Origin of the sequence: Longimicrobium sp. (assembly GCA_036389795.1) — a bacterium.
In the GTDB taxonomy this organism is placed as follows: Bacteria; Gemmatimonadota; Gemmatimonadetes; order Longimicrobiales; family Longimicrobiaceae; genus Longimicrobium.
In genome coordinates this window covers 1-26,291 of record DASVWD010000244.1, presented here as the reverse complement: position 1 = coordinate 26,291, position 26,291 = coordinate 1, and the positions used below count along the sequence as shown (strand labels likewise).

The window sequence follows — 26,291 nt, the reverse complement described above, 5'->3', positions numbered from 1 at the left end:
CGCCGGCCGCCGCCGTGCAGCAGGACACCTGCACCGGCCCGCCGCCCCCCGCGCCGGTGCAGAACCTGGACGGGGTGCCGTGGTCCACCCTGCAGCCGTACGTCGACAGCCTGAACTTCGAGCTGGGCATCTCGGCGGCCGTCCCGGTGCGGCTCTGCGAGACGTGCAGGGTGATGGTGATCCGGATCGAGTCGGAGCGCCGCACCCCGTGCCTGGGGAAGGCGGCCCTGAACGGGCAGCCCCGCATCGTCGGGCGGCTCACCAAGCTGAACCCCTTCGCCTACGAATCGGCGATCGGCTTCGGCACCGACAACTTCGACCGCAGGGTCTACCTGGTGGCGCAGGGCGACAGCACGGGCTACGGCGTGTACCGCGACCTCACCGACACCGCCCGCGTGGTGCGGCAGTCGCAGGCCACCGGCCTCTTCTTCCGCTTCTGCCCCGACGGCCACAACTCGAAGCGGCCCGAGGCGTGGTACCGGCCGCGCACGCAGGCCGACTCGATCCCCGAGGACGACGAGGAGGAGGAGCTGCAGTACGGGTGGATGGCCTGCGCGAGCGGGTGCTGCCGCTTCTACGGCTCGCCGCCGCCCCCGCCGCCGCCGCCGCAGTACCGTCCGCGGCCCCGCCCCAGCCGCCCCAGCCGCCCCGGCCAGTCCAGCCGGACCCCCGCGCCGCAGGTCGACCCGGTGTGCGCCATGGACACCCTTCCCGGCGGCGGCGCGGCGGCGTTGGCGCGCGCGATGGCGGGAGGGCGGGGAAGGCACTGAGGCCGCGGCCGCGCGCCCTCTCCCTGGCGCCTGGCGCGACGCCGGTTGCGCGGAAAGGCTGCGCGCGCTCCGACGGATCCCGGCGCGGCGGCGGGGGCCCTCACCCGCCGCCTGAGAGCGGCAACCCTCTCCCAACTTCGGGAGAGGGTGGACTTTACGGTACGGGGGGCGGGTGGTGCTGGCTGTTCCCTGTACCCTATCCCCTGTTCCCTGCCGTTCGCGTGAGGGATGCGCGCCCGACAGGGCCGGGACGCCGCCGCCACAGGGGTATCGTGGCGGCGGTGGCCCGGCGCGGTTGGGCACGGTCGTATCGTGCCCTACCGCGCGCGCAGCCCGGCCCGGAGCGCAGCGGAGGGACACGCCCAGAACCGCAGTGCGAAGTGCGAAGTCCTGAGTGCGAAAGTGCCCGGCACCGCGGGAGGCGGACCGGGCACTCGTACTTCCGTACTCTCGTACTTCCGTACTCTCGTACTTCCGTACTACTTGCCCGTGTCGGCAACCGGGAGGGTGAAGACGATGCGGGCGCCCTCGCCGGAGCGGCTCTCGGCCCAGATGCGGCCGCCGTGCGCCTCCACGATCGCCCGGCTGATGGAGAGCCCCAGCCCCGCGCCGCCCCGCGAGTTCTTCCCCTGCCAGAAGCGGTCGAACACGCGCGGCAGGTCGGCCTGCGGGATCCCCGGGCCGGTGTCGGCCACCGAGAGCCGCACATCGGCGCCGTCGGACTGCGCGGCCAGGGTGATGCACCCGCCCGGCGGCGTGTACGCCAGCGCGTTGCCGATCAGGTTGCTGAACACCTGGTAGACGCGCTGCTCGTCGGCCTCCACGCAGCAGGCGCTGAAGCGCGAGACGGTGAGCGCGATCCCCTTCTGCTCGGCCAGCGGGCGGTGCGACTCGAGCGCGGCCTTGAGCAGCACCCCCACCGCGATCGGCCGCGTCTCCACCGAGAAGGTGCGCGACTCCACCCGCCCCAGGTCCAGCAGGTCGGCCACCAGCCCCCGCATCCGCTCGGCCTGCTGCGCGATGAGCGCCAGCTGCCCGCGCTCGGCCACCCGCTCGGCGTCGGCCGGCCACCCGCGCAGCAGCGCCCCCGTGGCGATGGAGATCACGTTCAGCGGGTTGCGCAGGTCGTGCGAGACGATGGCCAGCACCTGCTCGCGCCAGCTGGCGGCGGCCTCGGCGTGCTGGAAGAGGCGCGCGTTGTCGAGCGCCAGCGCCGTGCGGCGGGCCAGGTCGTGGGTGAGGAAGAGGTCCTCGCGGTCGAACTGGCGCCCGGGCTGCGTCATGGCCAGGGTGAGCGCGCCCAGCGTCCGCCCGCGCGCCTGCAGCGGCACGCAGGCGAAGGCGTGCGGCTCGTCCGGCAGGCCGCGCAGCGCCTCCGGGGTGGGGAAGAGCGAGCGGCGCACCTCGGGGGTGAGCGAGGAGAGCACGATCGGGGCGCCGCTCCGCACCACGCGCAGCACCGGGTGGGTGGCGGCGTCCTCGTCGGCCGGGTGCACCTCGTCGTCGTCGTCGTCGCGCGGGCCGGTGTGCACCAGCGCCACGCGGGCCACCGAGCCGTCCTGCTGCGCCAGGTCGATGCGGCAGAAGTCGGCCAGGGTGGGCACCAGCAGGTACGCCAGGCTGGAGAGCATCGGCGAGCGCTCGTGCTGCAGGTACTGGAAGCTGGCGTCCAGCAGCTCGCCCGCCTGCCCCAGCAGCCCCGCGCGCCGCTCCAGCGCGTCCACCCGCACCCGCGCCACCTGCTCGGCCATCACCAGCTGCTCGTGGGTGCGCTCGGTCTCGGTCTCGGCGGTGACGTCCCACAGGTGCGCCACCGCGCCCCGGGTGGCGCCGTCGTCGCCCAGCAGGGGGACGCAGTGCACGCGCAGGTCCAGCCCGCGCCCGTCCTGCCGCCGCCAGCGGAGCGACGCCGAGGTGGGCTGCCCGCCGGCGAGCGCGGCGGCCGCCGCCTGGCGCAGCCCCGGCCACCCGCCGTCCGAGGCGGGGTCGGAAAGGCGCGCGGCGGCCTCCAGCTCGGTGAAGCCCAGCAGCCGCGCGGCGGCCGCGGTCCAGAGCGCCACGCCCCCCGCGGCGTCGAAGGCCACCGCCGGGGCGGGGGAGCCGTCGAGCACGGCGCGCAGCGTCTCGGCGGCGTCGTGCACGGCGGCCCGCTCGCGCAGCCGCTCCACCAGCGAGCAGAGCTGCCGCGCGGCCCAGGCGCAGGCGTCCAGCACCGCCGGGTCGGCCGCTTCCGCGCGCTCAGAGTACAGCTCCACCACCGCGGCGGTGCCGCCCCCGGCGGGGACGGGGAAGGCCACGGCGCTCTTGAGCCCCGCCTCCCACCCCGCGTGGCTCACGGCGAAGGTGCCGTCGGTGCGCAGGTCGTCGAGCCACACCGGCTTCCCGGCGGCCAGCGCCCGCGCGCCCACGCCCCGCCCGTCGCCGGGCTTCAGCGCGTTCAGCGCGGGGCGGAAGGCGTCGAAGCGCGCCGGGTCTTCCGCGTGCCAGATCGGCGCGTCGACGGGCTCGCCGTGGGCGTCCAGGAGGAGCGCCCGCCCCACCGGCCACTCCAGGTGCGCGCAGAACTCGCGCAGGCAGGTGCGCAGCGCCGCCGCCACGCTCCCGCTCTCGTTGGCGGCGGCCGCCAGCGCGGCGCGCAGCTCCAGGAGCGCCAGGTGGCGCGCCACGCCGTCGTCGCGCCGCGCGGGCGCCGCGCGGGCGACGGTCGCGAGCGGGAAGGCGGGCTCGTCGGCCCGGGCGGGGACGGGGACGGCCGTGGCGGGGGCCACGCGGGGCAGGCGCGGGGTGGCGCGCGCCCGGGCGCCGCGCAGCAGCGGCGGGAGCGCGGCCTCCACCCGGCCGCCCAGCGCGAAGAGCGCCTCCAGCTCGCCGTTCCAGTCGCGCGGCTCCACGTCAAGCACGGCCAGGAGCCCCGCCGCCGCCCGCCCGCCGCCGGGGACGCGCAGCGGCACGGCGGCGCACGCCACCGCGCCCAGCTCGCCGGCCAGGAGCCCCGCGGCGAAGCGCGGCTCGGCGCGCAGGTCGGCCAGCGCCAGCGCCTGGCCCGAGTCCACCACGTGGCGCACCAGCGGGTCGGCCGCGAGCGCGTCCCACTGCGGCGGCGGCCCGTCGGGGACGCGCCACCCCCGCGGGTGCGCCCCGGCCAGCCAGAGCAGGCCCACGCGCCCCTGCAGGGCGTCGCGAGCCGCCTTCGCGAGCGCGTGGCCCGGGAAGGTGTCGGACAGCTCCCACCGGAGGACCGGTCGGTTGCGACGCGGTGCGCGCATTCAGGCGCCGGGTTGGAGAAGGGGCCCGCGGACCAGCCGGAAGGACTGCCGGGACAGCCGGACGGAACGGCGGTTCAGAACGGAGCGGTCCACCGCGGCCGGGAGGGGCAAACGGCTGCCCCCCGGTCGCAGGGAGGAAACAATATGCCAGCGCCTCCACAGGGACGCAATACTTTTGTTGGGGTGCTGCATGGATAGGTCGTTGCAGTGGCAAGGTTTACGGAGCACGCGGGATCCATCCCTTCCTGACACGAATTTGCGTGAGAACCGGAGCACGCCGGGAGCGGCTCCGGACAACAACTGTTTTGCCCCGCGGCCCAGGGCCGCATGAATTCCCTGCGAATTCACGGCGGGACAACCACTTGCGCGTGCAAAACCTCCCGTCTCTTGACAGGCCGGAATTCACAATCGCGTTTTGACCCGCCCGGAAGCTCGCCCGGGCGGTTTCCGTCCTGTCGAAGGGTTGTACACGCATCTTCGACGCCACTCGCGGGTCACCGCGGGGCGCCGGGGGCGGGCGTGGTCCACGGAATCGTTGCAGTTTGCCCGGTCCGCGGCGTCTGCTCCGGGGTGACCGGGGCCGCCCGACCTCGTCTCCTCGACACCGCACACGGCACTCTTCGTGCCGGTCCGGAACCAAACGTTCACCCGGCCGCACTGGCGCGCCGCCGCGCGAGCGCGCAACTTAGTCCGGCCCGGCCGCGCCCGGACCGCCGTCCGGCGGGCGCGGCGCCGCTCCCGCCCTTCGCTTCCGCCGCCCGCGGCCCACCCTCCAGCCCCACCCGTCCTTGAGCCGGAAGATCCTGATCGTAGACGACGAGCCTGCGGTGCAGATGGCGTTCGACTACCACTTCCGCCGCCTGAACTTCGACGTGCTGAGCGCGTCCAGCGCCGAGGAGGCGCTGGGCGTGATGCACGACTACCGCCCCGACATCGTGATCACCGACATCCACATGGGCGGGATGACGGGGCTGGAGATGCTGGGCAAGATCAACGCGGACATGCCCGACGTCGACGTGATCGTGATGACGGGCTACGAGGACATGCGCACCGCCATCGACGCCATCCGCACCGGGGCGTACGACTACCTGGTGAAGCCGGTGGACCTGGAGCAGCTGGAGCTGGTGGTCAACCGCTGCCTGCGCGACCGCGCCTCGCGCAGCCGCGGCAAGGGCGCGGACGGCGGCAGGCCGCAGGGCGACACGCTGGACTTCGGCGTGGGGCGCAGCCCCCGGATGATCGAGATCTACAAGCTGATCGGGATGCTCTCCGGCACCCGCACCCCGGTGCTGATCCGCGGCGAGACGGGGACGGGGAAGGAACTGGTGGCCACGGCCATCCACAACTTCTCGCCGTGGGGCAGCGAGCCGTTCGTGGCCATCAACTGCACCGCGCTGGCCGAGTCGCTCCTGGAGTCCGAGCTGTTCGGGCACGTGAAGGGCGCCTTCACCGGCGCGGTGGGCGACCGCAAGGGGAAGTTCGAGCTGGCGGGCAGCGGCACCATCTTCCTGGACGAGATCGGCGACACCACGCTCTCGTTCCAGTCCAAGCTGCTGCGGGTGATCCAGTCGCGCGAGTTCTACCCGGTGGGGGGCGAGCGGCCGCGCAAGACGCAGGCGCGGGTGATCGCGGCCACCCACCGCCCGATCGAGGAGATGATCCGGCAGGGGAAGTTCCGCGAGGACCTGTACTTCCGGCTGCGGGTGGTGGAGATCGACATCCCGCCCCTGCGCGAGCGGCGCGAGGACATCCCGATCCTGGCCGAGCACCTGCTGGCGAAGGCGGCGCGCGAGCTGAAGAAGGACGTGCGCATCATCCCCCCGCGGGTGATGCAGATGCTGCAGGAGCACGACTGGCCGGGGAACGTGCGCGAGATGGAGAACTCCATCATGCGGGCCGCCGTGCTGGCGCACGGCCCGGCGCTCTCGCCCGAGCACTTCTCGCTGGGCGCCGCGCTGGCCCCCGAGCGCCCCCCCGAGAGCGACGACGGCCTGGTGTCGCTGGCCGAGGCGCAGCGCCGGCACGTGGAGCGGGTGCTGGGCCACACCGGCGGCAACAAGAGCAAGGCCGCGCGCATCCTGGGCATCTCGCGCCCGCGCCTGGACCGCCTGCTGGCCCAGTACCAGTCCGGCGGCCCGCTGGTCGACGCCGACGAGGCGGATGAATAGTGCGAAGTGCGAAGTGCGAAGTGCGAAGTGCGAAGTGCGAAAGTGATTGGATCGCAGTCACTTTCGCACTTTCGCACTCAGCACTTTCGCACTGCAGTTCCGGGCGTGTCCCTCCGCTGCGCTCCAGGCCGGGCTGCGCGCGCGGTAGGGCACGATACGACTGTGCCCAACCGCGCCGGGCCGCCGCCGCCACGATACCCCCGTGGCGGCGCCGGCCCGGCCCGCCGGGCGCGCATCCCTCACGCAGCCGCAGGGGACAGGGAACAGGCTGCGGAACACGCAGCACTACCCTCTCCCCCCACACCGCCGTAAAGTCCACCCTCTCCCGAAGTTGGGAGAGGGTTGCCGCTCTAAGGCGGCGGGTGAGGGCCCCCCGCCGCCACTCCGAAGCTCGCTCTCGCAACGAGTTCCGCCCCGCAACATCCCACGGCACGGGGGAGGTTGCGAGCCCCAGCGAGCCGGAGGGGGCCCGCCGCGTTGCACCCCCTGCAACACCCCGTTGCAGCCGCACCAGCCCCGCGCGTCCTCACCGATCTGCTAAACCTCTATTCTGCAACATCTTATCCGTCGTGCCCGGTCGGGAACACATGTTGACAGGGCAGCGGCCCCGACGTGAGCACCTCCGCACCCCTGCGGAGCGCGAACGTGGAGTCCGTCGTTGGCCGCCCCCGACCCTCTCCCCCGGCTGGGCCGAGCTGGTGCTGGTCCCCACCTGGCCATCCCCCGCGGCTTCTGATCACCCCCAGGATCGCAGACTCCCCACGGCGTTCGCACCCCTCGGCGCCGGGCCTCCCCGCCCGGCGCCGAGATTCTTTTGTACGGATGATCTGAATCGCTCGCCGGCTCCGAGGTCGGACCCGAGGAATGCACAGCGTGCTGTTGTTCTCCCTCCACCGCGCACCGGGGGAGGGCTGGGGAGGGGGCTGCTCGCGGCTGCGCCAAAGATAAGGAGAAGCACGATGAGCAGCGGTTTCGATCACACGGAGCAGGTCTCCGTCAATGCTTCCGGGCCGCCGCGGACCCACTCCATCGGCCCGGCGAGAACGCGCCGCACGAACGCGTTGCCCGAGCGGACGCGCCGCGCGAGCTGCTCCGCGTCGTAGCCGATCACGTCCAGCTCCCTGCCGACCAGGAGCTCGGCTTCCGAGAGGCTCCTCCCCGCGCGCAGCCGGGCGTCGTCGCTCCCGATCAGGAACACGTCGACGTCGCTGTCCGGGCGTGCGTCCCCGCGCGCCCACGAGCCGAACACGAAAGCGCCTTCGAGCCCCTCCGCGTCCACCAGCGCCTCGCGGAGCACGTCGGCGGGGGACGCGCCGGAGCGCAGCAGGAGCATCCACGCGCGCCAGGCGGGGTGCGACTCGTCCGCGCTGAAGACGGCCCGCGCCCCCTCTTCCTCCCGCCGCAGCGCGCCGATCCGCGCCAGGCGCCGAAGCTCGTGCTGCAGCGACGCGCTCGAGAGCCGGGTGAGCCGCTTCAGCTCGCGCAGGTGGAACCGGCCGCCCGGGTGCACGGCGAAGAACACCACCAGACGCGCCATCGCCATGGAGGGGAAGAGCGCCGCGAGCGTGGACGCGTGCTGGGAAGAAGCCTTCATGTGATCCGGATCTTCTGGTGTGCTGAAAATTAGCACGACGTAGAGGCGTGTGCAATGTGCATCGCCGAGCCGGGGAGCGCTCCGCTCCTGCCCCGGCTCCCGCTGATGTAGACCTGTCGCGGAGAGTCCCTGAGCCACTCGGCGGCAAGCGAGCCCTCCGTAGGCGCCATCTCCATGCGGGGGCTGTGCTTCGCCGCGCCCGCCGATGCGGTGGGCCTTCAACACTCCGCGAAACGGGTTGTGGTGCCGGAGCAACGCTTTCCCGCTCCCCGGCCCGCGAGCCGGCTCGATCTGCGAGCAACTGCAACGATTCCAGCGCGACGCGGCGGGGAGAGGGGACGGTCCGCGCCGTGCGCTCGGGGCACTGGTTCCGCCGTGGGGAGAGTGCGTTCCCTTCCGCGGACCACCGGACCTTCCGAACCGGGGCTCCCCGATGTCCCTGCCGATTCCGCTCCCGAACGCGGCGACGCGGCGCCGCGCGTCCGCCCTGCTCCTCCTGGCCGCCGCGCTGGGCTACGGCTGCCGCGACCGCGCGCCGCTCACCGGGCCCGACCTGCACCCGCGCGCGATCACCGTCAGCGGCGACGTGCACTCCACCGACTGGAGCGAGTACGCCGCCGGCGCGCAGCCCGCCGGCTTCTCGCAGGTGTGGGACCCCACCCCGTACTTCCTGGTGGCCGACGAGCCGTCGGCCGCCGGCGGCAAGGTGCTGCAGTGGGCGGCCGGCGGCCAGTCGCGCAACCGCTGGGGGCTGGCCTACGACGGCGCCGGCAACGTGGCCGACCAGGAGGTCTACACCGAGCTCCGCGTCCGCTCCCTGGGCGGCGGCACCACGGTGTGGTACATGGGGTCCGCCGCGGTGCGCATGGGCGGGACGGCCACCGACGAGGGCGGCTACGCCGTGTGGTTCGTGGCCACCAGCACGCACCGCAGCATCGCGCTCGCCACCTGGACCGGCGGCGCCTACACGCAGCTCGACACGCTGGGCCTCTTCTGGGCCGACGACACCTGGTACTCGGTGCGGCTCCGGGCCGTGGGCACCACGGTGCAGGCGCGCGTGTGGCCCCGCGGCACGGCGGAGCCCGCCGCCTGGCAGATGAGCGCGACCGACACGCGCTGGCCCGCCGGCAAGCCGGGGGTCTCGAACCACGACAACGGCGTGGTGCAGTGGGACGTCTGGCAGGCCACCTTCCTCTCCCCGATCTCGCCTCCGCCGCCTCCCCCGCCGCCCGTGTCGTCGGCCGAGCTCACCTTCGCGGAAGGGACGCCGGGCGCGGCGCCGGCCGGCTGGACGGAGACGGCGTACCCGGCGAGCTCCGACTGGGTGCTGGCGGCCGACTCGACCGCCTCCGACGCCCGGGTGCTGCGCAACACCACCACCGCCACCGCGCGCCACATCCTGCGGCTGGACGCCGCCGCCGACACCACCACGAAGCAGGAGGTGGTGGTCAAGCTGCGCCTGGCCGACGGCGACGCCCGCGGCCCCGGCGTGGCGCTCCGGCACACCATGGCGGGCACCTCCGAGAGCGCGTACGTGGCCTACCTGCGCCCCAACACCGACCAGGTCGAGATCAACCGCTTCCTGAACGGCGCCTGGCTCTTCGTGAGCGCGGCGTCGTTCGTGAACAACCCGGGGCAGTGGTACTGGCTGCGCTTCCGCGCGGACGGGACGTCGCTGAAGGCGAAGGTGTGGGCCGACGGCGCCGCGGAGCCGGCCGGCTGGACCACCACGGGGACCGACGCCGGGCTGGCCGCGGGCTCCGCCGGGCTCTACACCTACGAGGCGAACACCGTCGACTATGACGCGTTCGGGTTCGCGTCCCGGGGCGCCACCGCGCCGATCCCGGGCGCCGCCCCGCCTCCCCCTCCGCCCACCCTCACGCAGGTGTTCCTGACGCCGGCCTCCGCCACGGTCGCGGCCGGCGGGATGGTGCAGTTCCAGGCGTACGGGCGGCTCTCCAACGGCGACAGCACGGCCGTGAGCGTCACCTACGCGGCCACGGGCGGGACGATCGGCGCGGGCGGGCTCTACACCGCGGGCGCCACGACGGGCTCCTACGCGGTCGTCGCCACCAGCACCGCGTCGCCGCAGCTCGCCGACACCTCGGCCGTGACCGTCACGGAAGCGCCGCCGCCGCCGCCCCCTCCTCCGCCCCCGCCGCCGGGGGAGCAGTGGTTCACCGACTTCTCCACCGGCACGGTCGGCTCGCCCATGCCCGACCTGCGGAAGATGCGCTCCAACTGGGACTGGAACTACCTGCTGGTGGTGCGCTCCGACGCGCAGGCCACCGGCGGCCGGGTGCTGCGGCTGGAGGGCTCGACCGTCAACGGCGGGTCGCGGCCGCACGCCTGGCTGGTGGTGCCGGTGGCCGACCAGCAGGAGGTGGTGGTGAAGCTGCGCACCACCTCCACCGCCTACTCGGCGGGGGGCGCGTACCTCTCCGGCTCGATCGACGCCAACAACGACCCGCAGGAGTACGGGGCGCGCCTCAGCAAGGGCAACTTCGAGCTCTGGAACTACCGGGGCGGCGGCTTCAACCGGGTGTCGGTGGCGGCCGCCGGCTGGGCGCCGAACCAGTGGATGTGGGTGCGGCTGCGCAAGACCGCCACCCAGGTGATGGCCCGCTACTGGCCCGACGGCCAGCCCGAGCCGGCCGCCTGGACGCTCACCCAGGGCCGCAACTTCGGCTCCAACGGCGGCGCGGCGGTGGTGCCCCCCGGGTACGCCGGCCTCTACACCAACACGCGCGAGTCGGGGGTGGAGTACGACGTGATGGGCGCGGCGATCAACGGGGCCGCCGCGCCCACCGGCGGCACCCCGGTGATGGGGGCGCTGCCGCCGGTGTTCCCGCTCTCCGGCGCGCTGGTCTCCACCGGCTTCACGGGCGACCCCGCCGGCCAGGTCCCGCCCGGGTGGACGCCCGCGGGGGTGACCACCGGCGTCACCTGGAACGTGGCCGACCTGGGCGGCGGCGACCCGGGCGTCCGCAGCGTCGGCTCCTCGGTGAGCGCCAACCGCCTGCTGGACCTGGCCGCCATGAGCGACGCGGCGGGCGACCAGGAGGTGCTCCTGCGGGTGCGGCCCTCCACCACGGGGAGCGGCTACACGGCGGGCGCGGCGCTGCGCATCGAGTCGCCCGCGGGTGGGTCCGACAGCTTCTACGGCGTGGCGCTCGGCGCGCAGACGCTGGACTACATCCGCGTGGCCGACGGCGTGCGCACGGTGCTGGACGGCAGCATCCGGTTCGACTACGCCGCCGGCGCCTGGTACTGGCTGCGGGCGCGGGTGCAGGGCGGGACGCTGCTGGGGAAGGCGTGGCGGATGGACGAGCCCGAGCCGGGGTCGTGGTTCAAGGTGCGCGCCGACGCCGTCCTGACCGCCGGCTCGGCCGGCCTCTACCACTTGCGCGCCGACGTGGCCGACTTCGACGACGTGTCGGTCCGCGCCCAGTGAAACTGAAAAGCATCATACCACGTTTCCGAGCATTGTTCTGGTTCGAGAGAAACAGATTGGCATCACACAGAGGACACGGAGGACACGGAGAGAACTTCAATCTCTCCGCTGTTCCTCTGTGTTCTCTGTGCCCTCTGTGTGAGACCTTTTCAGGGCTGATATACGAACGATTCCCTGCGAAATGGTATGATACCATTTTGCAGAGGATCGTTCGGGGATCGAGATCCATGACTGAATGTGAGGCTTTTCGCCGTCCGCCGGAGGATCGGAATCCATCCAGAACTATCCCTCTCAGGGCTTGCACGAGAGGAGAGAAAGACGAACGGGCCGCCGCGGATCGTCGCGGCGGCCCGTCTCGTCCGGGGTGCCCGGAGGCGGCGCCTACTGGTCGAACACCTGGGTGCCCGGGGGCGGGGTGAAGGTGAAGAGCGCGTCGGCGATCGGCTGGTTGACCCTGAGGTTGCGCAGCTCCAGGCGGCGCACCGAGTCGTTCTCCTCGGTCATCTCGAAGCGGCGCACCAGGTGGTCGTCCTTGTCCACCCACACGCGGATCACCTTGTACGGCGACTCGCGCCGGGGCACCAGGGTGAGCGCCCAGGTGGCCTCGCCGCCCACGTTCTCCTCGCCGTTCAGCGTGGCGACGAAGCGCTCGGTGGCGTTGCTCAGGAACTGCCGCTGGAAGTCGGCCTGCTCGCCGCCCTGGGCGATGCTGGTGCGGATGACCTGGGTGCGGTCGCTGCTGGGATAGTAGATCCAGAAGTGCCGCCCGTCGGCCACCACGACGTCGCCCGCGGGGTCGCTGAACTTCATCAGGAAGCGGTCGGGCTTGCGCTGGTACAGCTTGCCGGCGCTGCGGGTGTTGGTGCCCAGCAGCGGGACGGTGAGCGTCTGCACGAAGTCCGCCTCGAAGGTGCGGATGCCGGCGGCCGTCTGCTCCACGCGGCGCAGGATCTCCGCGGCCTGGTCCTGCCGCCCGCCCTGCGGCGGCGGTGCCGGCGCCTCGCCCGCGTTGGGGCCGGCCGGGCGCGCGCCGGCCGGGGCGGCGGCGGTCCCGCCCGCCGGCTGTCCGTTGGCCGCGGGAGCCGCCTGCCCGGCCGCCGCCAGCGCGGTGTCGCCCCCGGCGACGGGGGTTCCCGCGCGCGGGGCGGTCTTCACCTGCACGCTGGAGCGCCGCTGCGGTGCGTCGCCCGGGGCCTCGCGCCCGCCGCCGCACGCGGCCAGCGCCAGGGGGAGCAGGAGCAGGGCGGGGCAGGGAAGATATCGCTTCATCGCGCCGTTTCCGGTGGATGGTTCAGGTCGTTGGAGCGCAGCTAGTTACCCGGGGGTGCAACCGGCGTTCCTGGCGCGGCGGGCGGCCGTCAGGCGGTAAAGAGCCGATGGGATGTGGTCAACAGCCCGGACCTGGCTCTCGATGCCTCTTGCGCTCGACCATCACACGCTTCGCAAGCGCCTGGACTCGCGCGATCGCCTCCGCCCGGTCCCGGCCGTAGACGAGTACACCGGGCAGATCGGGCACTTCGGCGATCCAGCGGCCGTCTTCCTCGCGGTCGATCTCGATATGGAATCGCATCAGGGATCCACGTTTTCGCAGCCGTCTTCGATTGCGTCGATCATGGTGCGCAGATCGTCAGCGGGAATGCTGCCGGCGAAGCGCAGCAGCGCTCGCCCTGGCACCCTGCGTCGAGGAGCCTTGCTCAAGGCACGGGCATAGTCCAGGACCTCGCGCTGCTGATCGGGGCTCAGCGCGGCCAGATAATCCCGAAGCTCCTGCTCTACTGCCGACACGGCTCTGGACGTCGGTAACTGGGGCAAGATAGCACTCCGCCCCCCGGCAAGATACGCCGGGGGGCGGAGAGAAGTCGAGACGGATCGCCCGGATGGCGGCTACCTGAACCGGATCCTACGCGCGGGGAGGCGGCCGGTCAGGCGGTCCATCACCGCGGCGCCGCGCGACAGGCTGGGCGCCAGGCCCGACGTGCTGCGGGTGGCGGTGGTGGTGCCCGGCGCCGAGACCGCCCACGGGGTGGAGCGGCACCCCGCCTCGCCGCCCGGCACCGCGCAGAACTCCGAGTCCGGCTCGCTCCCCAGCTCGCCCGTGCCGTCGTAGCCCCAGCAGAACGCGCGGCCGTCGGTGGAGCGGGCGCAGGTGTGCAGGTAGCCGCCCTGCAGCTGCCCCGCGAACGCCACGTTGCCGACCACGGGCACCGGCGTGGGGTTGGGGTTCGTCGAGCCCCTGGTCCCGCGCCCCAGCGTGCCGAACTCGTTGTACCCCCAGCACCACGGCATCCCGGACGTGCTGACGGCGCAGGAGTGGTACGTCCCCACGCCCACGGCCGTGAAGGTGGCGTTGGCGGCGACCCGCACCGGCACGTAGCTGGTGATGCCGGCCGTGCCCTGGCCCAGCTCGCCGAACGCGTCCTGCCCCCAGCAGTACACCTCGCCCGCGGTGGTGACGCCGCACGCGTGGCTGTCGCCGGTGGCCACCGACTGCCAGGTGCGCCCGCCCGCCACGGGCACCGGCTGCGGCCTCAGCACCGACGGGCCGCCGTTGCCGTCGCCCAGCTGGCCGACCTCGTTGTCGCCCCAGCAGTAGAGCGCGCCGCCGGTGGCGATGGCGCAGGTGAAGTCGCGGCCCACGCTGACCTGCGTGTACGTGCGGCCGCCGACCACCGCCACGGGCGAGGCCGAGCCGAAGGGGTTGGTGATCTGCCCGTTGCCGAGCTGGCCGTAGCTGTTGTTCCCCCAGCAGTAGGCGGCGCCCGAGGTGCTGAGCGCGCACGCGTGGTAGTTGCCGGTGTTCCCCGCGTCGACCCTGCTGAACTTGAGCCCGCCGACCACCCGCGTGGGGGCCGTGACGCGGTCGCCGCCCAGCACGCCGTTGCCGAGCTGGCCGTGCCAGCCGTAGCCCCAGCAGTACGCGTCGCCGCTGGTGGCGAGCCCGCACGAGAAGTCGTCGCCGCCGTCGATGTGCTGCCAGGTGATCCCGCCCGCCACCAGCGTGGGAGTGCGCCTGTCGCCGATCGTGCCGATCCCCAGCTCGCCGGTCATGTTGGCGCCCCAGCAGTAGCCGGCCCCGGTGCTGGTGACGCCGCACGAGTGGTTCTGCCCGGTGCTGATGCTCGTCCAGGTGCCTCCGCCGCCGCCGCCCCCGTCCGTGGCGAGCACGGTGACCGGCACGCGCGTGGAGACGCCGCCCAGCGACGCGGTGACGGTGGCGCCGCCGGCGGCCACGCCCGTCACCACGCCGGCCGCGTCGACCTTCGCGATCGCCGCGTTGCTCGACGTCCACCCGACCTGCGCGCCCGCGACCACGTTGCCGTTGGTGTCATAGGCGGTGGCGCCCAGCGCGAGCGACTGGCCCACCTGCAGCGAGGCCGACGCGGGCGTGACGACGATGGTGTCGACCTGCACGCCGCCCGTGACGGCGCCCGGGTACTGGATCCAGAGCTCGTACGCGCCGCCGCCGTTCTTCGAGGTGACGCGCCAGCGGTAGGTGCCCGCGGCGGCGTTGTAGGAGAGCGACTCGCCGGACGAGCCGGAGGCGTCGGCCTTCGCCACGGTGCGCCAGCGCCCGCTCTCCAGCCGCTCCAGCGCGAGCGAGAAGTCGGTCCCCGCCGGCCCGCGCAGCCACCCCCGGTGCGTGCCCGACTGCGTGGTCTGGTACGACCCGCCGGCCGGCTGCAGCTGCGAGCTGTTCTTCCCCGGGAGCGAGCCCGTGAGGTACACGCACTCGGTGCAGGGCGCGGCGGCGAGCCGGGCGTCTCCGCCAGCGTCCAGGCCGGGCGAGGTGACACGCTGGTCGGTGCACCCGGCTACGACGAGCAGGGTGCACGACGCGGCGAGGAGCGGCGCGATGCGTCTCATGGCACTGCTTGGGCTGAGGACTATCGTGGGAAGGGACGGCCGCGGTCGCTGCAAACGGCGGTCCATTCCGCATACGTTTGTTTACGCTTCCTCCAAAATGCCGAGGCGCAATGAGTTCGCTCCACGGTCCGCCGCCGTTGTGGAGAAAACGCTCGCCGCGCGACGGGACAGGACGGTGCAGCGTGGCACGTTGGGTGTCGCGGAGCGATACACGACCATCGTTTGGATCGAATCGGGGGACCGCCTCACGGCTCCGGCCTCTCGAACGAGCCGTGGCGGCCGGCGCCCCCGGCGAAGCGGCGGGCGCCTTCCGCGGCTTCGGGAAGGACCTGGCTGCCGCGCCGGAACTCGCCCGCCATCGCCTCGTCCCAGTCGCGGCCCAGCTGGTCGTAGGCCGAGGCCCGGTCCACGCTCAGGCCGGCCTGCGGCAGGGCGGCGAGCTGCCGCGCCAGCTCGACGGCGGCGGCCCGCGCGCGGCCGGGTGGGACCACGCGGTGGACCAGCCCGATGGCGAGCGCCTCGTCCGCGCCGACCGGGCGGCCCGTCAGGATCAGGTCGAGCGCGCGGCTCAGCCCGATCAGCCGCGGGAGCCGCACGCTGCCGCCGTCGATCATCGGCACGCCCCAGCGGCGCGAGAAGATGCCCAGGACGGCGTCTTCCTCCATCACCCGCAGGTCGCACCAGACCGCCAGCTCCAGCCCGCCGCCCACCGCGTACCCGGAGAGCGCGGCGATCACGGGCTTGGACATGCGCATGCGCGTGGGCCCCATCGGCCCGTCGCCCGTCGGCTCCACGCGGTTTCCCTGGCCGGCGGCGAACTTCTTCAGGTCCGCCCCCGCGCAGAAGTGGCCGCCCTCGCCGCGCAGCACCGCCACGCGCGCCGCCGGGTCGCCGTCGAACTCGCGGAACGCCCGCGCGAGCGCCTCCGCCGTCTCGCGGTCCACCGCGTTGCGCGCCTCGGGGCGGTCGATCGAGACGACGGTGACGGGGCCGTCCCTCTCCACGCGAACGGTCATGAAGGCCTCACAGAGACTGGGATCGGCGAAAGATCCAGCGGCGCCGGAACCATAAGACGGAGAGCGCCGCCGCGAAATCCTCCCTCGCGGCGGCGCTCCGTCTTCGTCCGATGATCCTGAAAGGGCTCACACGGAGTCAACGGAGTCAACGGAGGAACCGCTGGTCGTACTCCGCCGACTCCGTTTCCTCCGTGACATGCGGTTCGAGTTGCTTCGCACAGAACCGGTGCACGGTGAACAGCGCGCCGCACCGGACCTGTGGACGGTCCGCGTCAGGCCTGTCCGCCCGCGGGCCCCATGTCTTCCTCGCCGCCGGGGTAGACGAACGAGTCGCGCGGGGCGTAGAACGACGACGCCGCCACCGCCTCGAGCGGAGACTTCGGGCGCAGCGCGTAGACGGGGTGACTGGGGTCGAGGAACTCGACGGAGGTCACCCGGAACGGGCTCACCAGGTCGCCGATGAACGGGTAGTTGCCGCTGATCAGGCGGTTGCGCACCGCGGTGATGTAGCGCAGGTGGCCGGCGGCGACGGAGGTGGCGTCCCCCACCTCGGCCCGCGTGCGGATGATCGGCCGGTCGTCGACGTAGGTGGTGGCCGTCGCGACGCCGCCCGCGACCTCGAGCGTCGTGCGCCCGGGGGTGGCCGGCACGCCGCGCTCGCTGGCGTACGCGCGCATCACCGGCGAGGAGTTGAAGTAGTGGGTGAAGAAGCGCGCGGGAGTGACGCCGCCGGGGGCGAAGTGGTCCGCCACGTCCAGCCCCAGGTAGGTCAGCGAGTACGCGCCGAAGCCGGTGGTCTGCTCGGCCGAGTCGACGACGTACTGGTTCATGTAGACGGCGTGGTTCGCCGCGGGCTGGAGCGCGTGCGGGAGGAGCCGCGCGCAGGCCTCGGAGTCCTCGGGAATCCAGCTCGTGTAGAGCATCCGGCTGTTCACGACGAGCTGCGGCGCGGGAAGCTGGTTGTCGGCCAAAGCGGGTCCTTTCCGGGAGAGGTGGGAGGGAGAGACGGCAACCGCCCGCGATGGTCCGCGGGCGGTGAACGTTAGTTCAGGGTTATTCTGACGCGCCGGAACATCGGGCGCAAGCAACCCGTCGCATTGTGCTATATGTGTACGGCACGGGCACTGAAACGAGCGCGGGGGAGACGCGGCTCCGGCCCGGCGCTCGCCTCCCTTCCTCGTTAATCGTTGATCGCCTTCCAGACGAGCGCGGTGATGATCGCGCTGACGGTGATCAGCAGCACCTGCCAGAGGAAGTCCTCGCCGCGGCCCGCGCTCTCCGCGTCCGCCGCCGCCTGCTTCCGCCGCACGACCACAGCCTCGTCCCGCGCGGCCGTCCGGCTGGCGGCGAGGGGGGCCAGGACGAGCCTCCGGGCCTCTTCGTCACTGATCCGTTTCTCCTCGACCTGCGCCGCGCGCGGCTGTTCGGCCACATCGTCAGCCGGAGCGGGCGCCTGAGCGCGGACAGCTGGCGCGCTTACGACCAGCAGCAAAACAAGAAGCGGGATTCGCATCGGTCCTCCTTGAAGGATGCGAATCCCGCCTTACGCAAAGGCCGTGCTGGGCACGTGCCTGGAACCCGTTGGCGCGTCTAGTCTTCCGCCTGAATGCGTTCCGCAAACAAACGGGAGACGTCCTGCCGCAGCCCCTGGCCGATGTACAGCCTCATCAGCGCTTCGGGTGACATGTCGCGTGCGGCTGCGACATCCCGGATTGTGGCGAGTGCATTCAAGGGAATCGATAGCTCGACGGTTTCCGCCGGACGGGGACGCAGCCGGAGTTCCACAAGTTCGTCCGCCTCAGTCATTCCGCTGTCAGTCTTCCGGCGCGATCTGGTCCAAGCCGATGATATCCACCAGCACCTCGCGGGGCTTGGAGCCGTCGGGCGGGCCCAGGACGCCGGCCAGGTGCAGCTGGTCGATGATGCGCGCGGCGCGGCCGTAGCCGATGCGCAGCCGCCGCTGCAGCAGCGAGGTGCTCCCGCCCTGGTGCTGGATGCAGAGCATCGCCGCCTCGCGGAAGAGCTTGTCGCGGTCGCTGGGGTCGTCGCCCGCCTCCAGCTCGTCGGCCGCGCCCTCGTGCGCGCGCACCACCTCCAGGATGTCCTCCTCGCTCCGCTCCTCGGCCGCCGCGCCCGCGGCCTCGGAGGCCTCGCGGCGGAGGCGCGCCTGCTCGCGGTACCACGTCATCAGCGTCTCGGTCTCTTCCGTCGACAGGTAGGCGCCCTGCACCCGGATCGGCTCGTTGCTGGCCGGCGGCAGCAGGAGCATGTCGCCGTTGCCCAGCAGCGCGTCGGCGCCGTTCTGGTCCAGGATGGTGCGCGAGTCGACCTTCGACGAGACGCGGAAGGCGATGCGGCTGGGGAAGTTGGCCTTGATGAGGCCGGTGATCACGTTCACCGAGGGGCGCTGCGTGGCCAGGATCAGGTGGATGCCGATGGCGCGCGCCTTCTGCGCCAGCAGCGCCAGCGGCTTCTCCACCTCGCCCTGCACCGTCATCATCAGGTCGGCCAGCTCGTCGATGATCACCACGATGTACGGCAGCCGCCCGCCCCGGTACGTCCAGCGGTCGGGGTCGCCCTCGTCGCCGTCGGGGTCGGGCGAGCGCATGGGGACGCCGCTCTCCAGGCGCGCGTTGAAGTCCATGATGTTGCGGACCCCGTTGGCGGAGAGCAGCTGGTAGCGGCGCTCCATCTCGATCACCGCCCACTTGAGCACCGCCGCGGCGTCGTTGTTGTCGGTGACGACGGGGTGCCTGAGGTGGGGGAGGTCGTTGTACATGCTGAGCTCCACCATCTTCGGGTCCACCATCAGGAACCGGAGCGTCTGTGGCGTGTGGCGGAAGATCAGCGAGGTGATCAGGGTGTTGACGCACACCGACTTCCCCGAGCCGGTGGCGCCCGCGATCAGCAGGTGCGGCATCTTGGCCAGGTCGACGACCAGCGGGCGGCCGGCGATGTCCTTCCCCAGCGCCAGGGGGAGCTGCGCCTTGCTGCCGCGGAACTGCGGGCTCTCGATGACCTCGCGGAAGAAGACCATCTCGGGCGCGGGGTTCGGCACCTCGACCCCCACGGCGCCCTTGCCGGGGATCGGGGCCACGATGCGCACCGACGGCGCGCGCAGCGCCAGCGCCAGGTCGGCGTCGAGGCTGGCGATGCGGGCCACCTTCACCCCCGGCGCGGGCTCGATCTCGAACTGCGTGACCACGGGCCCGGTGGTCATCCCCACCACCTGCCCGTCGATCTTGAAGGTGGCCAGCTTGTCGATCACCACCTGGCCCAGCTTGTCGAGCTCCTGGCGGCTCTTCGCCTCGTCGCGCGCCGGCGCGGCGGTCAGCAGCGTGGTCGCCGGGAGGTCCGTGCTCTCCGGGTCGCCGGCCTCGGCCAGGAGGTCCACCTGCTCGGCCAGCACCGGCCTGCCGCGCCTGGTCTTCACCGGCGCGGGCGGCGAGGCGACGGTGGCCTCGGGATCGACCTCCGGCAGGGCGGCCACGGCCCCGGCGGGGACGGCCGCCGGCTCGCCGGTCAGCCAGTCGAAGTCTTCCCGATCGCCGCCCTCGTAGAACCCCTCGTCTTCCTCCTCCTCGGTCTCGGCCGACGGCGCGCCGCGGCGGAGGGGGAGCTTGAGCGGCGGCACGGGGACGGCCGCGGCCACCTTGCGCGCGTGCCCCCAGGCGAGCCGCCCGCCGCCGACGGCGCTCCTCAGCGGGTTCCAGCCCACGGTGGCCACGCACAGCGCGGCGAAGAGGAAGAAGAGGACGAGCGCGGAGCCCACGCTGCCGAGCACGGAGGTCAACGCCCTGGCGAGCCCCGCGCCCAGCGCCCCGGCGGCCGGCGGCGCGGGGTCGGCGAGGACGGCGAGCGCGGCGGGGAGGAGGAGCGTGAGCCCGGCGACCAGCGCCGACCAGCGCACGGCCGGCTCGGTGCCGAGCTTCTCGAAGGCCACCAGCCCCCAGATGCCGCAGAGCAGCGGCACCGCCACCGCGCCCACCCCCAGCCCGCCCACCAGCGCGTTGCGCAGCCAGTGGCCGATGGGGCCCACCACGTTGTCGGCGGGGTAGCGCTCGCCGAACGCGCCCAGGAGCAGGCTCAGCGCGATGAGCACCGCCAGCGTGAGGAGGCTCAATCCCCACAGGTCGCGCCGCTGCTTGTCGTCGAGGGAGAACAGCATCTCGCCGGTTTTTGAGTCAGGGGTGCGGAAGGACATCCGCCCCGCGCCGGACACTTCGCCCGGCTGGGTACGTGCAGGCGCGGCAACGGATTGCGGTCATACCGCTTCCGCGTTCAGGGGAGATTGGAGGGTGATCGGTGTGGGGGCCGGCTCGCGGTACGGCCCAAAGATAAGCACCGGGCGAAGAAATGCCAAACGTCGCGAGAGTAATGAGGAGATCAGAGATGTATGTCGATATTCATCGAGGTGCTACACGGCCCTGGGCTCGAAGACCTCGTGCACGATCCCGAACGGGTCGACGAACGCGGCGTAGCGCCCCATCGAGTTCTCCGCCGGCGCCCAGTGCAGGAACTCGACTCCCTTCGCGGTCAGGTCCCGCATCGCCGCGTCCACGGACGGCACCTCGAAGACGAAGACCGACCTGGCCTCCCTCGCATAGTCGCCGACCGTGCCGGGCCGGTCGCACCGGAAGGCGACGAGGTCGCACTCCGGGTGCGCGAAGACCAGCCGGTCCTCGGCTTCCGCCCGGAGCGGAAATCCCAGCACGTCGGAGTAGAACCGCTTCGCCGCTCCGAGATCCGGCACGAAGATCATCAACTTCCCCAATCTCATCGCAGCCTCGATCGCGCGTGACATAAGTTGATAATCTGATCCGGTAATCGGGCTCGTAGGGGCGAGGCCTGCCTCGCCCGCTGCCTGTCGCAGCACCAACGCTCGTCGAAGCGGGCCAGGCGTGTCGCCGCGTGATGGCCTTCGGCCATCCGGGCGAGGCAGGCCTCAGGCAGGCCTCGCCCCTACAGGAACTTCGATCGCGAATACCGAAGCAGATCGTCGATCAGCATCAGCCGCCCGGCCGCCTCCGCAGCTCGCCGTCGATCCAGAGCCCCTGGTCGCGCACCTGGTCCACCCGCCAGAGGAGCCACCCCGTGGGGCCGCGGACCCACTGCTCGCGCTGGATCACGGCGGCGCTCACCCGGTGCAGCTCGCCCGCGGGGGTGCCGGGCAGGTGCTGGAGGCGGCTCGAGCGCTGGAAGACGACCGCCACGGCCGTGTCGCCGCGCAGCGTGAGGCTGTCGATCCGGAAGGTGAGCGTGTCGAAGCGCTCGATCATCGCGAAGAGCCGCTCCGTGTACGCCCGCATGTCGGCGAAGGTGTGCGTGCGGCCGTCGGGCGTCTCGGTGTGGAAGTCCGCGGCGCGCAGCGCATAGACCGCGGCGGTATCCTGGGCGATGAAGGCGCGGGCGTTTTCGTCGTAGCGCGCCTCGAGCTCGCGGCGCACCCGGGCCAGGCGGTCCGGCGCCGGAGCCGCGCCCGGTGCGGCGGGCGTCTGGGCGTGGGCGCAGCCGGCCGCGAGAAGGAAGAGGCTCGACAGGACCGCGATCCTCACGCTGGGGACTCCGGTTGAGGAATGGACATTTGTGCCACGCCGCGGGGCGAGGGGCAAGATAGGCGGTCGTACCGGACCGTCCAGACTCTTTACGGGACATGGCTTCCGCTGGGCCCCTTCGGCCAGGTAGGGGTGGGCCAAGGTGCTGATGTCCCGCTCCCTGGCCGACGCCGGCACGATCTCCGCCGACGCCATCCGCGTGGTGCGGCAGTAGCGCGGATCGGGCAGCCCGGCATCCCGACGCGAAGGAGCCCCCGCCGGACGGACGCGGCGGGGGCTCTGCTTTCGTCGTCGCTGCTGGACCGGGGCGATGTCGCGGCGCCTCATACCAGGTTGCCGAGCATAGTTCTGGTTCCAAACAGATTGGAATCACACAGAGGACACAGAGAACACAGAGGGAACTGAAGGCGCGATTGAAGTTCTCTGTGTCCTCTGTGTCCTCTGTGAGAGGCTTTTCAGAAGCTGTACCTGAACGATGCTCTGCAAGGTGGGTATCAGACAGCGAGCATGCACCAGGTGAGGAGGCCGAACGCCGCCAGGCTGAGGACCGTCCGGACCGCGTGGAGCCGCTGCCAGCGCGACAGGAGTCTCGCCGCGGTCTCCAGATCCCACGTCACCCCGGGATCGAGGAGCCGCTTGTTGGTCGGCAGGATCGCCACGAACGTGAACGGGATCACCGCCCCCAGGAGGATTCCACCGATCAGCAAGGCCGCGTGCCCCAGGCGCAGCCACGCCGCGATTCCGCTGAGGAGGCCCAGGGCGGCCAGGCCGGCCTGCATGACGGTGGCCCGGCGGTAGCTCGGCGCGAACTCCTTCACGGCGAGCTCGGTGCCGCATTCGACGCGCGCGGGGTGCTCCACCAGGTTGATGTAGAGGGAAGCCCCGGCGAACAGTCCGGCGGCGAGGATCGCGATCAGCGCGAACACCATCGGAGTCTCCCTGCGTTTGGAAGGGCGAACCCTGACGATGCGCGCGCTCAGGTCTCGACGGGCTCGGCCTCGGCAGGTTCCGGCGCCGCGGCGGCCGGCGGGGTGGCGAGCGTGACCTGGCGGTCGTGGAAGACCGGGACGATGTCGTGGAGGTCGGCCCGGGCGCAGAAGGGGAGGTCCTCCTCCAGCCCCGCCTCCACGATCTGCCTCCCGGCCGCCGTCTTCGCCAGGAGCGCCTCCAGGTCGGCGAACTGCTCGCCCAGCGCCACGGCGGCGTGCGCGCCGTCGTTCAGCTCCCACCGCTCGCGCTTGCGCCGGGCCATCACCGCCGCGGCGATCCGCCCCGCGCAGACGGCGTCCTCCAGGCCGAACTTCCCCTCGCGCCCCGCGCACACCAGCACCGGCTCCACCTTCGGCCGCGCCAGGTCCGCCACCACCGCCGAGAGGTTGAGGAACGAGCCGATCACCACCCGCTTCGCGGCGGCCGCGGCCGTCAGGGCGACGGTGCCGTTGGTGGTGCTCATCACCAGCGTCTTCCCCGCCACCTTCCCGGCCGTGAACTCGCGCGGGCTGTTCCCCAGGTCGAACCCGTCGATCGGCAGCGCCTTGCGCTCGCCGCAGAGGAGCACCTCCTCGCGGCCCAGCGTGTTGGCCAGCCGGAGCGCCTCCTCGACCGACGCCACCGGGTACAGCGTGCGGGCGCCCGCGCCCAGCGCCTCCACGATGGTGCTGGAGGCGCGCAGCACGTCGATCACCACCACGGTGCGCTCGGCGATGTCGCCCGGCAGGAGCTCGCCGGGGGTGAGCAGGATGTCCAGCTTCATTCAGGCACCCGCCCGTTCGGCCACGTAGCGCTCCAGGAACTTGGTGTCCACCTCGCCGGCCACGAAGTCGGGGTGGTCCATCACCGCCTGCAGGAAGGGCACGGTGGTGTGCACCCCCTCGATCACCGTCTCGGCCAGCGAGCGCTTCATCCGCGCGATCGCCTCCTCGCGGGTGGAGGCGTGCACGATCAGCTTGGCCAGGAGGCTGTCGTAGTGCTGCGGCACCCGGTAGCCGGCGTAGACGTGCGTGTCGACCCGCACCCCGGGGCCGCCGGGGAGGTGGAACGTGGTCACCGTCCCCGGCGAGGGCGCGAAGCTCCGCGCCGGGTCCTCGGCGTTGATGCGGCACTCGATGGCGTGGCCGCGCAGCACGATCTCCCACTCGGGGATGGAGAGCGGCAGCCCCGCGGCCGCCCGCACCTGCTCCTTCACCAGGTCGAACCCCGTGCACATCTCGGTGACCGGGTGCTCCACCTGGATGCGGGTGTTCATCTCCATGAAGTAGAACGATTTGTCCTCGTTCAGCAGCATCTCGATGGTTCCCGCGCCCACGTACTGGATCGCCGCCGCGCCGCGCACCGCCGCCTCGCCCATCTCGTGGCGCAGCTCCGGGGTGAGGGCGGGGCTGGGCGCCTCCTCGATCAGCTTCTGGTGGCGGCGCTGGATCGAGCAGTCGCGCTCGCCCAGGTGCACCACCCGGCCGTGGCTGTCGCCCAGGATCTGGAACTCGATGTGGCGCGGCCGGGCCAGGTACTTCTCGATGTAGACCGAGTCGTCGCCGAAGGCGGCCGCCGCCTCGTTGCGCGCCATCGAGTACTGGCGCTCGAACTCCTCGGGCGTAGCCGCCACGCGCATTCCCTTGCCGCCCCCGCCGGCCGAGGCCTTGATCAGCACCGGGAAGCCGATCTGGCGCGCCTCGGCCAGCGCCTCGTCGGGGTCGGCGATGGCGTCGGTGCCGGGGACGATCGGCACCCCGTTCTCGCGCATGGTGCGCCGGGCGGTGGCCTTGTCGCCCATCACCCGGATCTGCTGCGGCGTGGGGCCGATGAAGGTGAGCCCGCTCACCTCGCAGATCTCCGAGAACTCGGCGTTCTCGGCCAGGAAGCCGTAGCCGGGGTGGATGGCGTCGGCGCCGGTGATCTCGGCCGCGGCCAGGATGCGCGGGATGTTCAGGTAGCTCTCGCGCGCCGGCGGCGGGCCGATGCAGACGTCCTCGTCGGCGAAGCGCACGTGCAGGCTCTCGCGGTCGGCCTCGGAGTACACGGCCACCGTGCGGATCCCCAGCTCGCGGCAGGCGCGGATGACCCGCAGCGCGATCTCGCCGCGGTTGGCGATCAGGACTTTGCGGAACACTGTCTCCCTAGGCCGTCTTCCGGGGGGACTCGGGCGCCCCGGCCCAGAGCTCCTGCTCGCCGGGCGAGACGCCCGAGACGCGCAGCGCGAACTCGCTGGGGTTCGACGCGTAGTGCATCGCCCACTCGTACGAGATCCACCCCTTGCCGTACAGCTCCAGCAGGCTCTGGTCGAAGGTCTGCATCCCGTAGCTCACCTTCCCCTCGGCGATGTGGTCGGGGATGGTGTGCAGCTCGGTGCCCTTGCGGATCAGCTCCGAGATGGTGGCGGTGTTCACCAGCACCTCGGCCGCGGGGACGCGCCCCGGCCGGTCGGCGCGGGGGATCAGCCGGAGCGAGACGATCGCCTTCAGCGCGTTGGCCAGCACGGCGCGGATCTCGTCGTGCTGGTGGGGCGGGAAGAACGAGATGATGCGGTTGATGGTCTGCGCCGCGTCGGTGGTGTGCAGCGTGGAGAGCACCATGTGGCCGGTGTCGGCCGCCTTCAGCACCGTCTCCATCGAGGGCCGGTCGCGGATCTCGCCCAGCATGATCACGTCGGGGTCCTGCCGCAGCACGTGCCGGAGCGCGTCGTGGAAGCTGAGCGTGTCGGCCCCCACCTCGCGCTGCGAGATGATCGACTGCACGTCGCGGTGCAGGAACTCGATCGGGTCCTCGATGGTGACCACGTTCACCGCCCGCCGCTCGTTCAGGTGGCGGATGAGCGCGGCCAGCGTGGTGGACTTCCCCGACCCCGTCACCCCGGTCACCAGCACCAGCCCGCGCGGCATGAGCGCGAGCTCCTCGAGCACCTTGGGCAGCTCCAGGGTGTCGAGCGTGGGCACGTCGACGGGGATGGCGCGGAAGGCCATCCCGAGCGTGCCCCGCTGCTGGAAGATGTTGGTGCGGAAGCGCCCGAGCCCGGGGACGCCGACGGCGAAGTCGATCTCCTTGTGCTCGTCGAAGTGCTCGCGCTGCTTGGGCTTGAGCAGCTGGTCGGAGGCCTTCTTCAGGTCTTCGGGCTTGAGCTGGGCGAGGCCGGTCTCGTGCAGCTCGCCGTTGACGCGGATGACGGGGCTGCGCCCCACCTTGAGGTGCAGGTCGCTCCCGCCCTTGCGCACCAGCTCTTCCAGGGCGTCGCGGAGGTTGAACTCCCTGCCGCCCGCCTTCTGCGCGGCGGCTTCGGTGGCGGTGTCGGACATGGGCTAGGCCGTGGGCTCGATGCGGAACAGGACCTGGCCGTACTCCACGGGCTCGCCGTTCTCGACGCAGATCTCCCGCACGGTGCCGGCCGCCTCCGACTCCAGCTCGTTCATCAGCTTCATCGCCTCGAGGATGCAGAGCGTCTGCCCCTTCGCCACGCGGCTGCCCACCTCGACGTACGGCGGGGCCTCGGGGGCGGGGGAGCGGTAGAAGGTCCCCACCATGGGGGACTTGATCTCGACCAGGTTCGACTTCGCCGCGGGGGCCGGGGCCGCCTCGCCCCCGGCGGACGACCCTGCGGCCGCCGCGGGCGCCGC

General features: G+C 72.3%; 21 protein-coding genes. 3 read left to right on the top strand and 18 right to left on the bottom strand.

Going from position 1 to position 26,291, the window contains the following annotated elements; translation table 11 throughout:
- On the top strand, positions 1-770 hold a 770-nt coding region (locus VF746_28955; protein ID HEX8696483.1), incomplete at its 5' end, for a hypothetical protein.
- A gap of 479 nt (positions 771-1,249) precedes the next feature.
- Here the strand turns inward: VF746_28955 and VF746_28950 are convergent.
- Complete coding sequence (locus tag VF746_28950) at positions 1,250-4,036, bottom strand: ATP-binding protein (protein ID HEX8696482.1); 2,787 nt, start codon at positions 4,034-4,036, stop codon at positions 1,250-1,252.
- A 788-nt stretch (positions 4,037-4,824) separates the two neighbouring features.
- On the opposite strand from VF746_28950, the gene VF746_28945 reads away from it, so the two are divergent.
- Positions 4,825-6,204: a sigma-54 dependent transcriptional regulator gene (locus tag VF746_28945; GenBank protein ID HEX8696481.1), complete on the top strand. Its 1,380-nt coding sequence runs from the start codon at positions 4,825-4,827 to the stop codon at positions 6,202-6,204.
- A 976-nt stretch (positions 6,205-7,180) separates the two neighbouring features.
- On the opposite strand, the gene VF746_28940 is transcribed toward VF746_28945, so the two are convergent.
- Positions 7,181-7,798, bottom strand: a complete 618-nt coding sequence (locus tag VF746_28940) for a nucleotidyltransferase domain-containing protein (GenBank protein HEX8696480.1) — start codon at positions 7,796-7,798, stop codon at positions 7,181-7,183.
- Positions 7,799-8,231: 433 nt separating this feature from the next.
- Between VF746_28940 and VF746_28935 the strand changes: the two genes are divergently transcribed.
- Complete coding sequence (locus VF746_28935) at positions 8,232-11,252, top strand: hypothetical protein (GenBank protein ID HEX8696479.1); 3,021 nt, start codon at positions 8,232-8,234, stop codon at positions 11,250-11,252.
- Between the two features lie 381 nt (positions 11,253-11,633).
- On the opposite strand, the gene lolA is transcribed toward VF746_28935, so the two are convergent.
- The 16 genes from lolA to accB form a co-directional block, all read right to left on the bottom strand.
- Positions 11,634-12,521, bottom strand: a complete 888-nt coding sequence (gene lolA / locus VF746_28930) for an outer membrane lipoprotein chaperone LolA (protein HEX8696478.1) — start codon at positions 12,519-12,521, stop codon at positions 11,634-11,636.
- Positions 12,522-12,639: 118 nt separating this feature from the next.
- Entirely contained in the window at positions 12,640-12,822 is a 183-nt protein-coding gene (locus VF746_28925; GenBank protein ID HEX8696477.1) for a type II toxin-antitoxin system HicB family antitoxin, read from the bottom strand.
- On the bottom strand, positions 12,822-13,037 hold the full coding sequence (locus VF746_28920) for a hypothetical protein (protein HEX8696476.1): 216 nt from the start codon (positions 13,035-13,037) through the stop codon (positions 12,822-12,824). Before VF746_28920 ends, VF746_28925 begins: the two co-directional genes overlap by 1 nt.
- 99 nt (positions 13,038-13,136) lie before the next feature.
- Positions 13,137-15,116, bottom strand: coding sequence for an Ig-like domain-containing protein (locus tag VF746_28915; protein ID HEX8696475.1), 1,980 nt, complete (start codon positions 15,114-15,116; stop codon positions 13,137-13,139).
- A gap of 245 nt (positions 15,117-15,361) precedes the next feature.
- Positions 15,362-16,132, bottom strand: a complete 771-nt coding sequence (locus tag VF746_28910) for a crotonase/enoyl-CoA hydratase family protein (GenBank protein ID HEX8696474.1) — start codon at positions 16,130-16,132, stop codon at positions 15,362-15,364.
- A gap of 272 nt (positions 16,133-16,404) precedes the next feature.
- Positions 16,405-17,103 (bottom strand): hypothetical protein, encoded by a 699-nt coding sequence (locus tag VF746_28905; GenBank protein HEX8696473.1) that lies wholly within the window; start codon positions 17,101-17,103, stop codon positions 16,405-16,407.
- A gap of 209 nt (positions 17,104-17,312) precedes the next feature.
- Entirely contained in the window at positions 17,313-17,645 is a 333-nt protein-coding gene (locus VF746_28900) for a hypothetical protein (protein HEX8696472.1), read from the bottom strand.
- 77 nt (positions 17,646-17,722) lie between these two features.
- Positions 17,723-17,938 (bottom strand): hypothetical protein, encoded by a 216-nt coding sequence (locus VF746_28895; protein HEX8696471.1) that lies wholly within the window; start codon positions 17,936-17,938, stop codon positions 17,723-17,725.
- Between the two features lie 7 nt (positions 17,939-17,945).
- A complete protein-coding gene (locus tag VF746_28890; GenBank protein HEX8696470.1) occupies positions 17,946-20,300 on the bottom strand; it encodes a DNA translocase FtsK in 2,355 nt (784 codons plus the stop codon).
- A 249-nt stretch (positions 20,301-20,549) separates the two neighbouring features.
- Complete coding sequence (locus VF746_28885; GenBank protein ID HEX8696469.1) at positions 20,550-20,912, bottom strand: VOC family protein; 363 nt, start codon at positions 20,910-20,912, stop codon at positions 20,550-20,552.
- Positions 20,913-21,141: 229 nt separating this feature from the next.
- Positions 21,142-21,687 carry a hypothetical protein gene (locus VF746_28880; GenBank protein HEX8696468.1) on the bottom strand — a complete coding sequence of 182 codons (546 nt, stop codon included), beginning with the start codon at positions 21,685-21,687 and terminating at the stop codon, positions 21,142-21,144.
- Positions 21,688-22,181: 494 nt separating this feature from the next.
- Entirely contained in the window at positions 22,182-22,616 is a 435-nt protein-coding gene (locus VF746_28875; GenBank protein ID HEX8696467.1) for a DUF1772 domain-containing protein, read from the bottom strand.
- A gap of 47 nt (positions 22,617-22,663) precedes the next feature.
- On the bottom strand, positions 22,664-23,440 hold the full coding sequence (locus VF746_28870; protein HEX8696466.1) for a 2-phosphosulfolactate phosphatase: 777 nt from the start codon (positions 23,438-23,440) through the stop codon (positions 22,664-22,666).
- Positions 23,441-24,793 (bottom strand): acetyl-CoA carboxylase biotin carboxylase subunit, encoded by a 1,353-nt coding sequence (accC, locus tag VF746_28865; GenBank protein ID HEX8696465.1) that lies wholly within the window; start codon positions 24,791-24,793, stop codon positions 23,441-23,443.
- A gap of 7 nt (positions 24,794-24,800) precedes the next feature.
- The gene (locus tag VF746_28860) at positions 24,801-25,973 is read right to left on the bottom strand and encodes a type IV pilus twitching motility protein PilT (protein ID HEX8696464.1); all 1,173 of its coding nucleotides are present in this window, start codon (positions 25,971-25,973) and stop codon (positions 24,801-24,803) included.
- Positions 25,974-25,976: 3 nt separating this feature from the next.
- On the bottom strand, positions 25,977-26,291 hold a 315-nt coding region (gene accB, locus VF746_28855), incomplete at its 5' end, for an acetyl-CoA carboxylase biotin carboxyl carrier protein (GenBank protein ID HEX8696463.1).

Coding starts and splice junctions, on each gene's coding strand:
- VF746_28950 (HEX8696482.1), bottom strand. CDS start 4,036: ATGCGCGCACCGCGTCGCAACCGACCGGTCCTCCGGTGGGAGCTGTCC.
- VF746_28940 (HEX8696480.1), bottom strand. CDS start 7,798: ATGAAGGCTTCTTCCCAGCACGCGTCCACGCTCGCGGCGCTCTTCCCC.
- VF746_28910 (HEX8696474.1), bottom strand. CDS start 16,132: ATGACCGTTCGCGTGGAGAGGGACGGCCCCGTCACCGTCGTCTCGATC.
- VF746_28925 (HEX8696477.1), bottom strand. CDS start 12,822: ATGCGATTCCATATCGAGATCGACCGCGAGGAAGACGGCCGCTGGATC.
- VF746_28860 (HEX8696464.1), bottom strand. CDS start 25,973: ATGTCCGACACCGCCACCGAAGCCGCCGCGCAGAAGGCGGGCGGCAGG.
- VF746_28870 (HEX8696466.1), bottom strand. CDS start 23,440: ATGAAGCTGGACATCCTGCTCACCCCCGGCGAGCTCCTGCCGGGCGAC.
- VF746_28875 (HEX8696467.1), bottom strand. CDS start 22,616: ATGGTGTTCGCGCTGATCGCGATCCTCGCCGCCGGACTGTTCGCCGGG.
- lolA (HEX8696478.1), bottom strand. CDS start 12,521: ATGAAGCGATATCTTCCCTGCCCCGCCCTGCTCCTGCTCCCCCTGGCG.
- VF746_28900 (HEX8696472.1), bottom strand. CDS start 17,645: ATGCGAATCCCGCTTCTTGTTTTGCTGCTGGTCGTAAGCGCGCCAGCT.
- VF746_28885 (HEX8696469.1), bottom strand. CDS start 20,912: ATGAGATTGGGGAAGTTGATGATCTTCGTGCCGGATCTCGGAGCGGCG.
- VF746_28895 (HEX8696471.1), bottom strand. CDS start 17,938: ATGACTGAGGCGGACGAACTTGTGGAACTCCGGCTGCGTCCCCGTCCG.
- VF746_28915 (HEX8696475.1), bottom strand. CDS start 15,116: ATGAGACGCATCGCGCCGCTCCTCGCCGCGTCGTGCACCCTGCTCGTC.
- VF746_28890 (HEX8696470.1), bottom strand. CDS start 20,300: ATGCTGTTCTCCCTCGACGACAAGCAGCGGCGCGACCTGTGGGGATTG.
- VF746_28935 (HEX8696479.1), top strand. CDS start 8,232: ATGTCCCTGCCGATTCCGCTCCCGAACGCGGCGACGCGGCGCCGCGCG.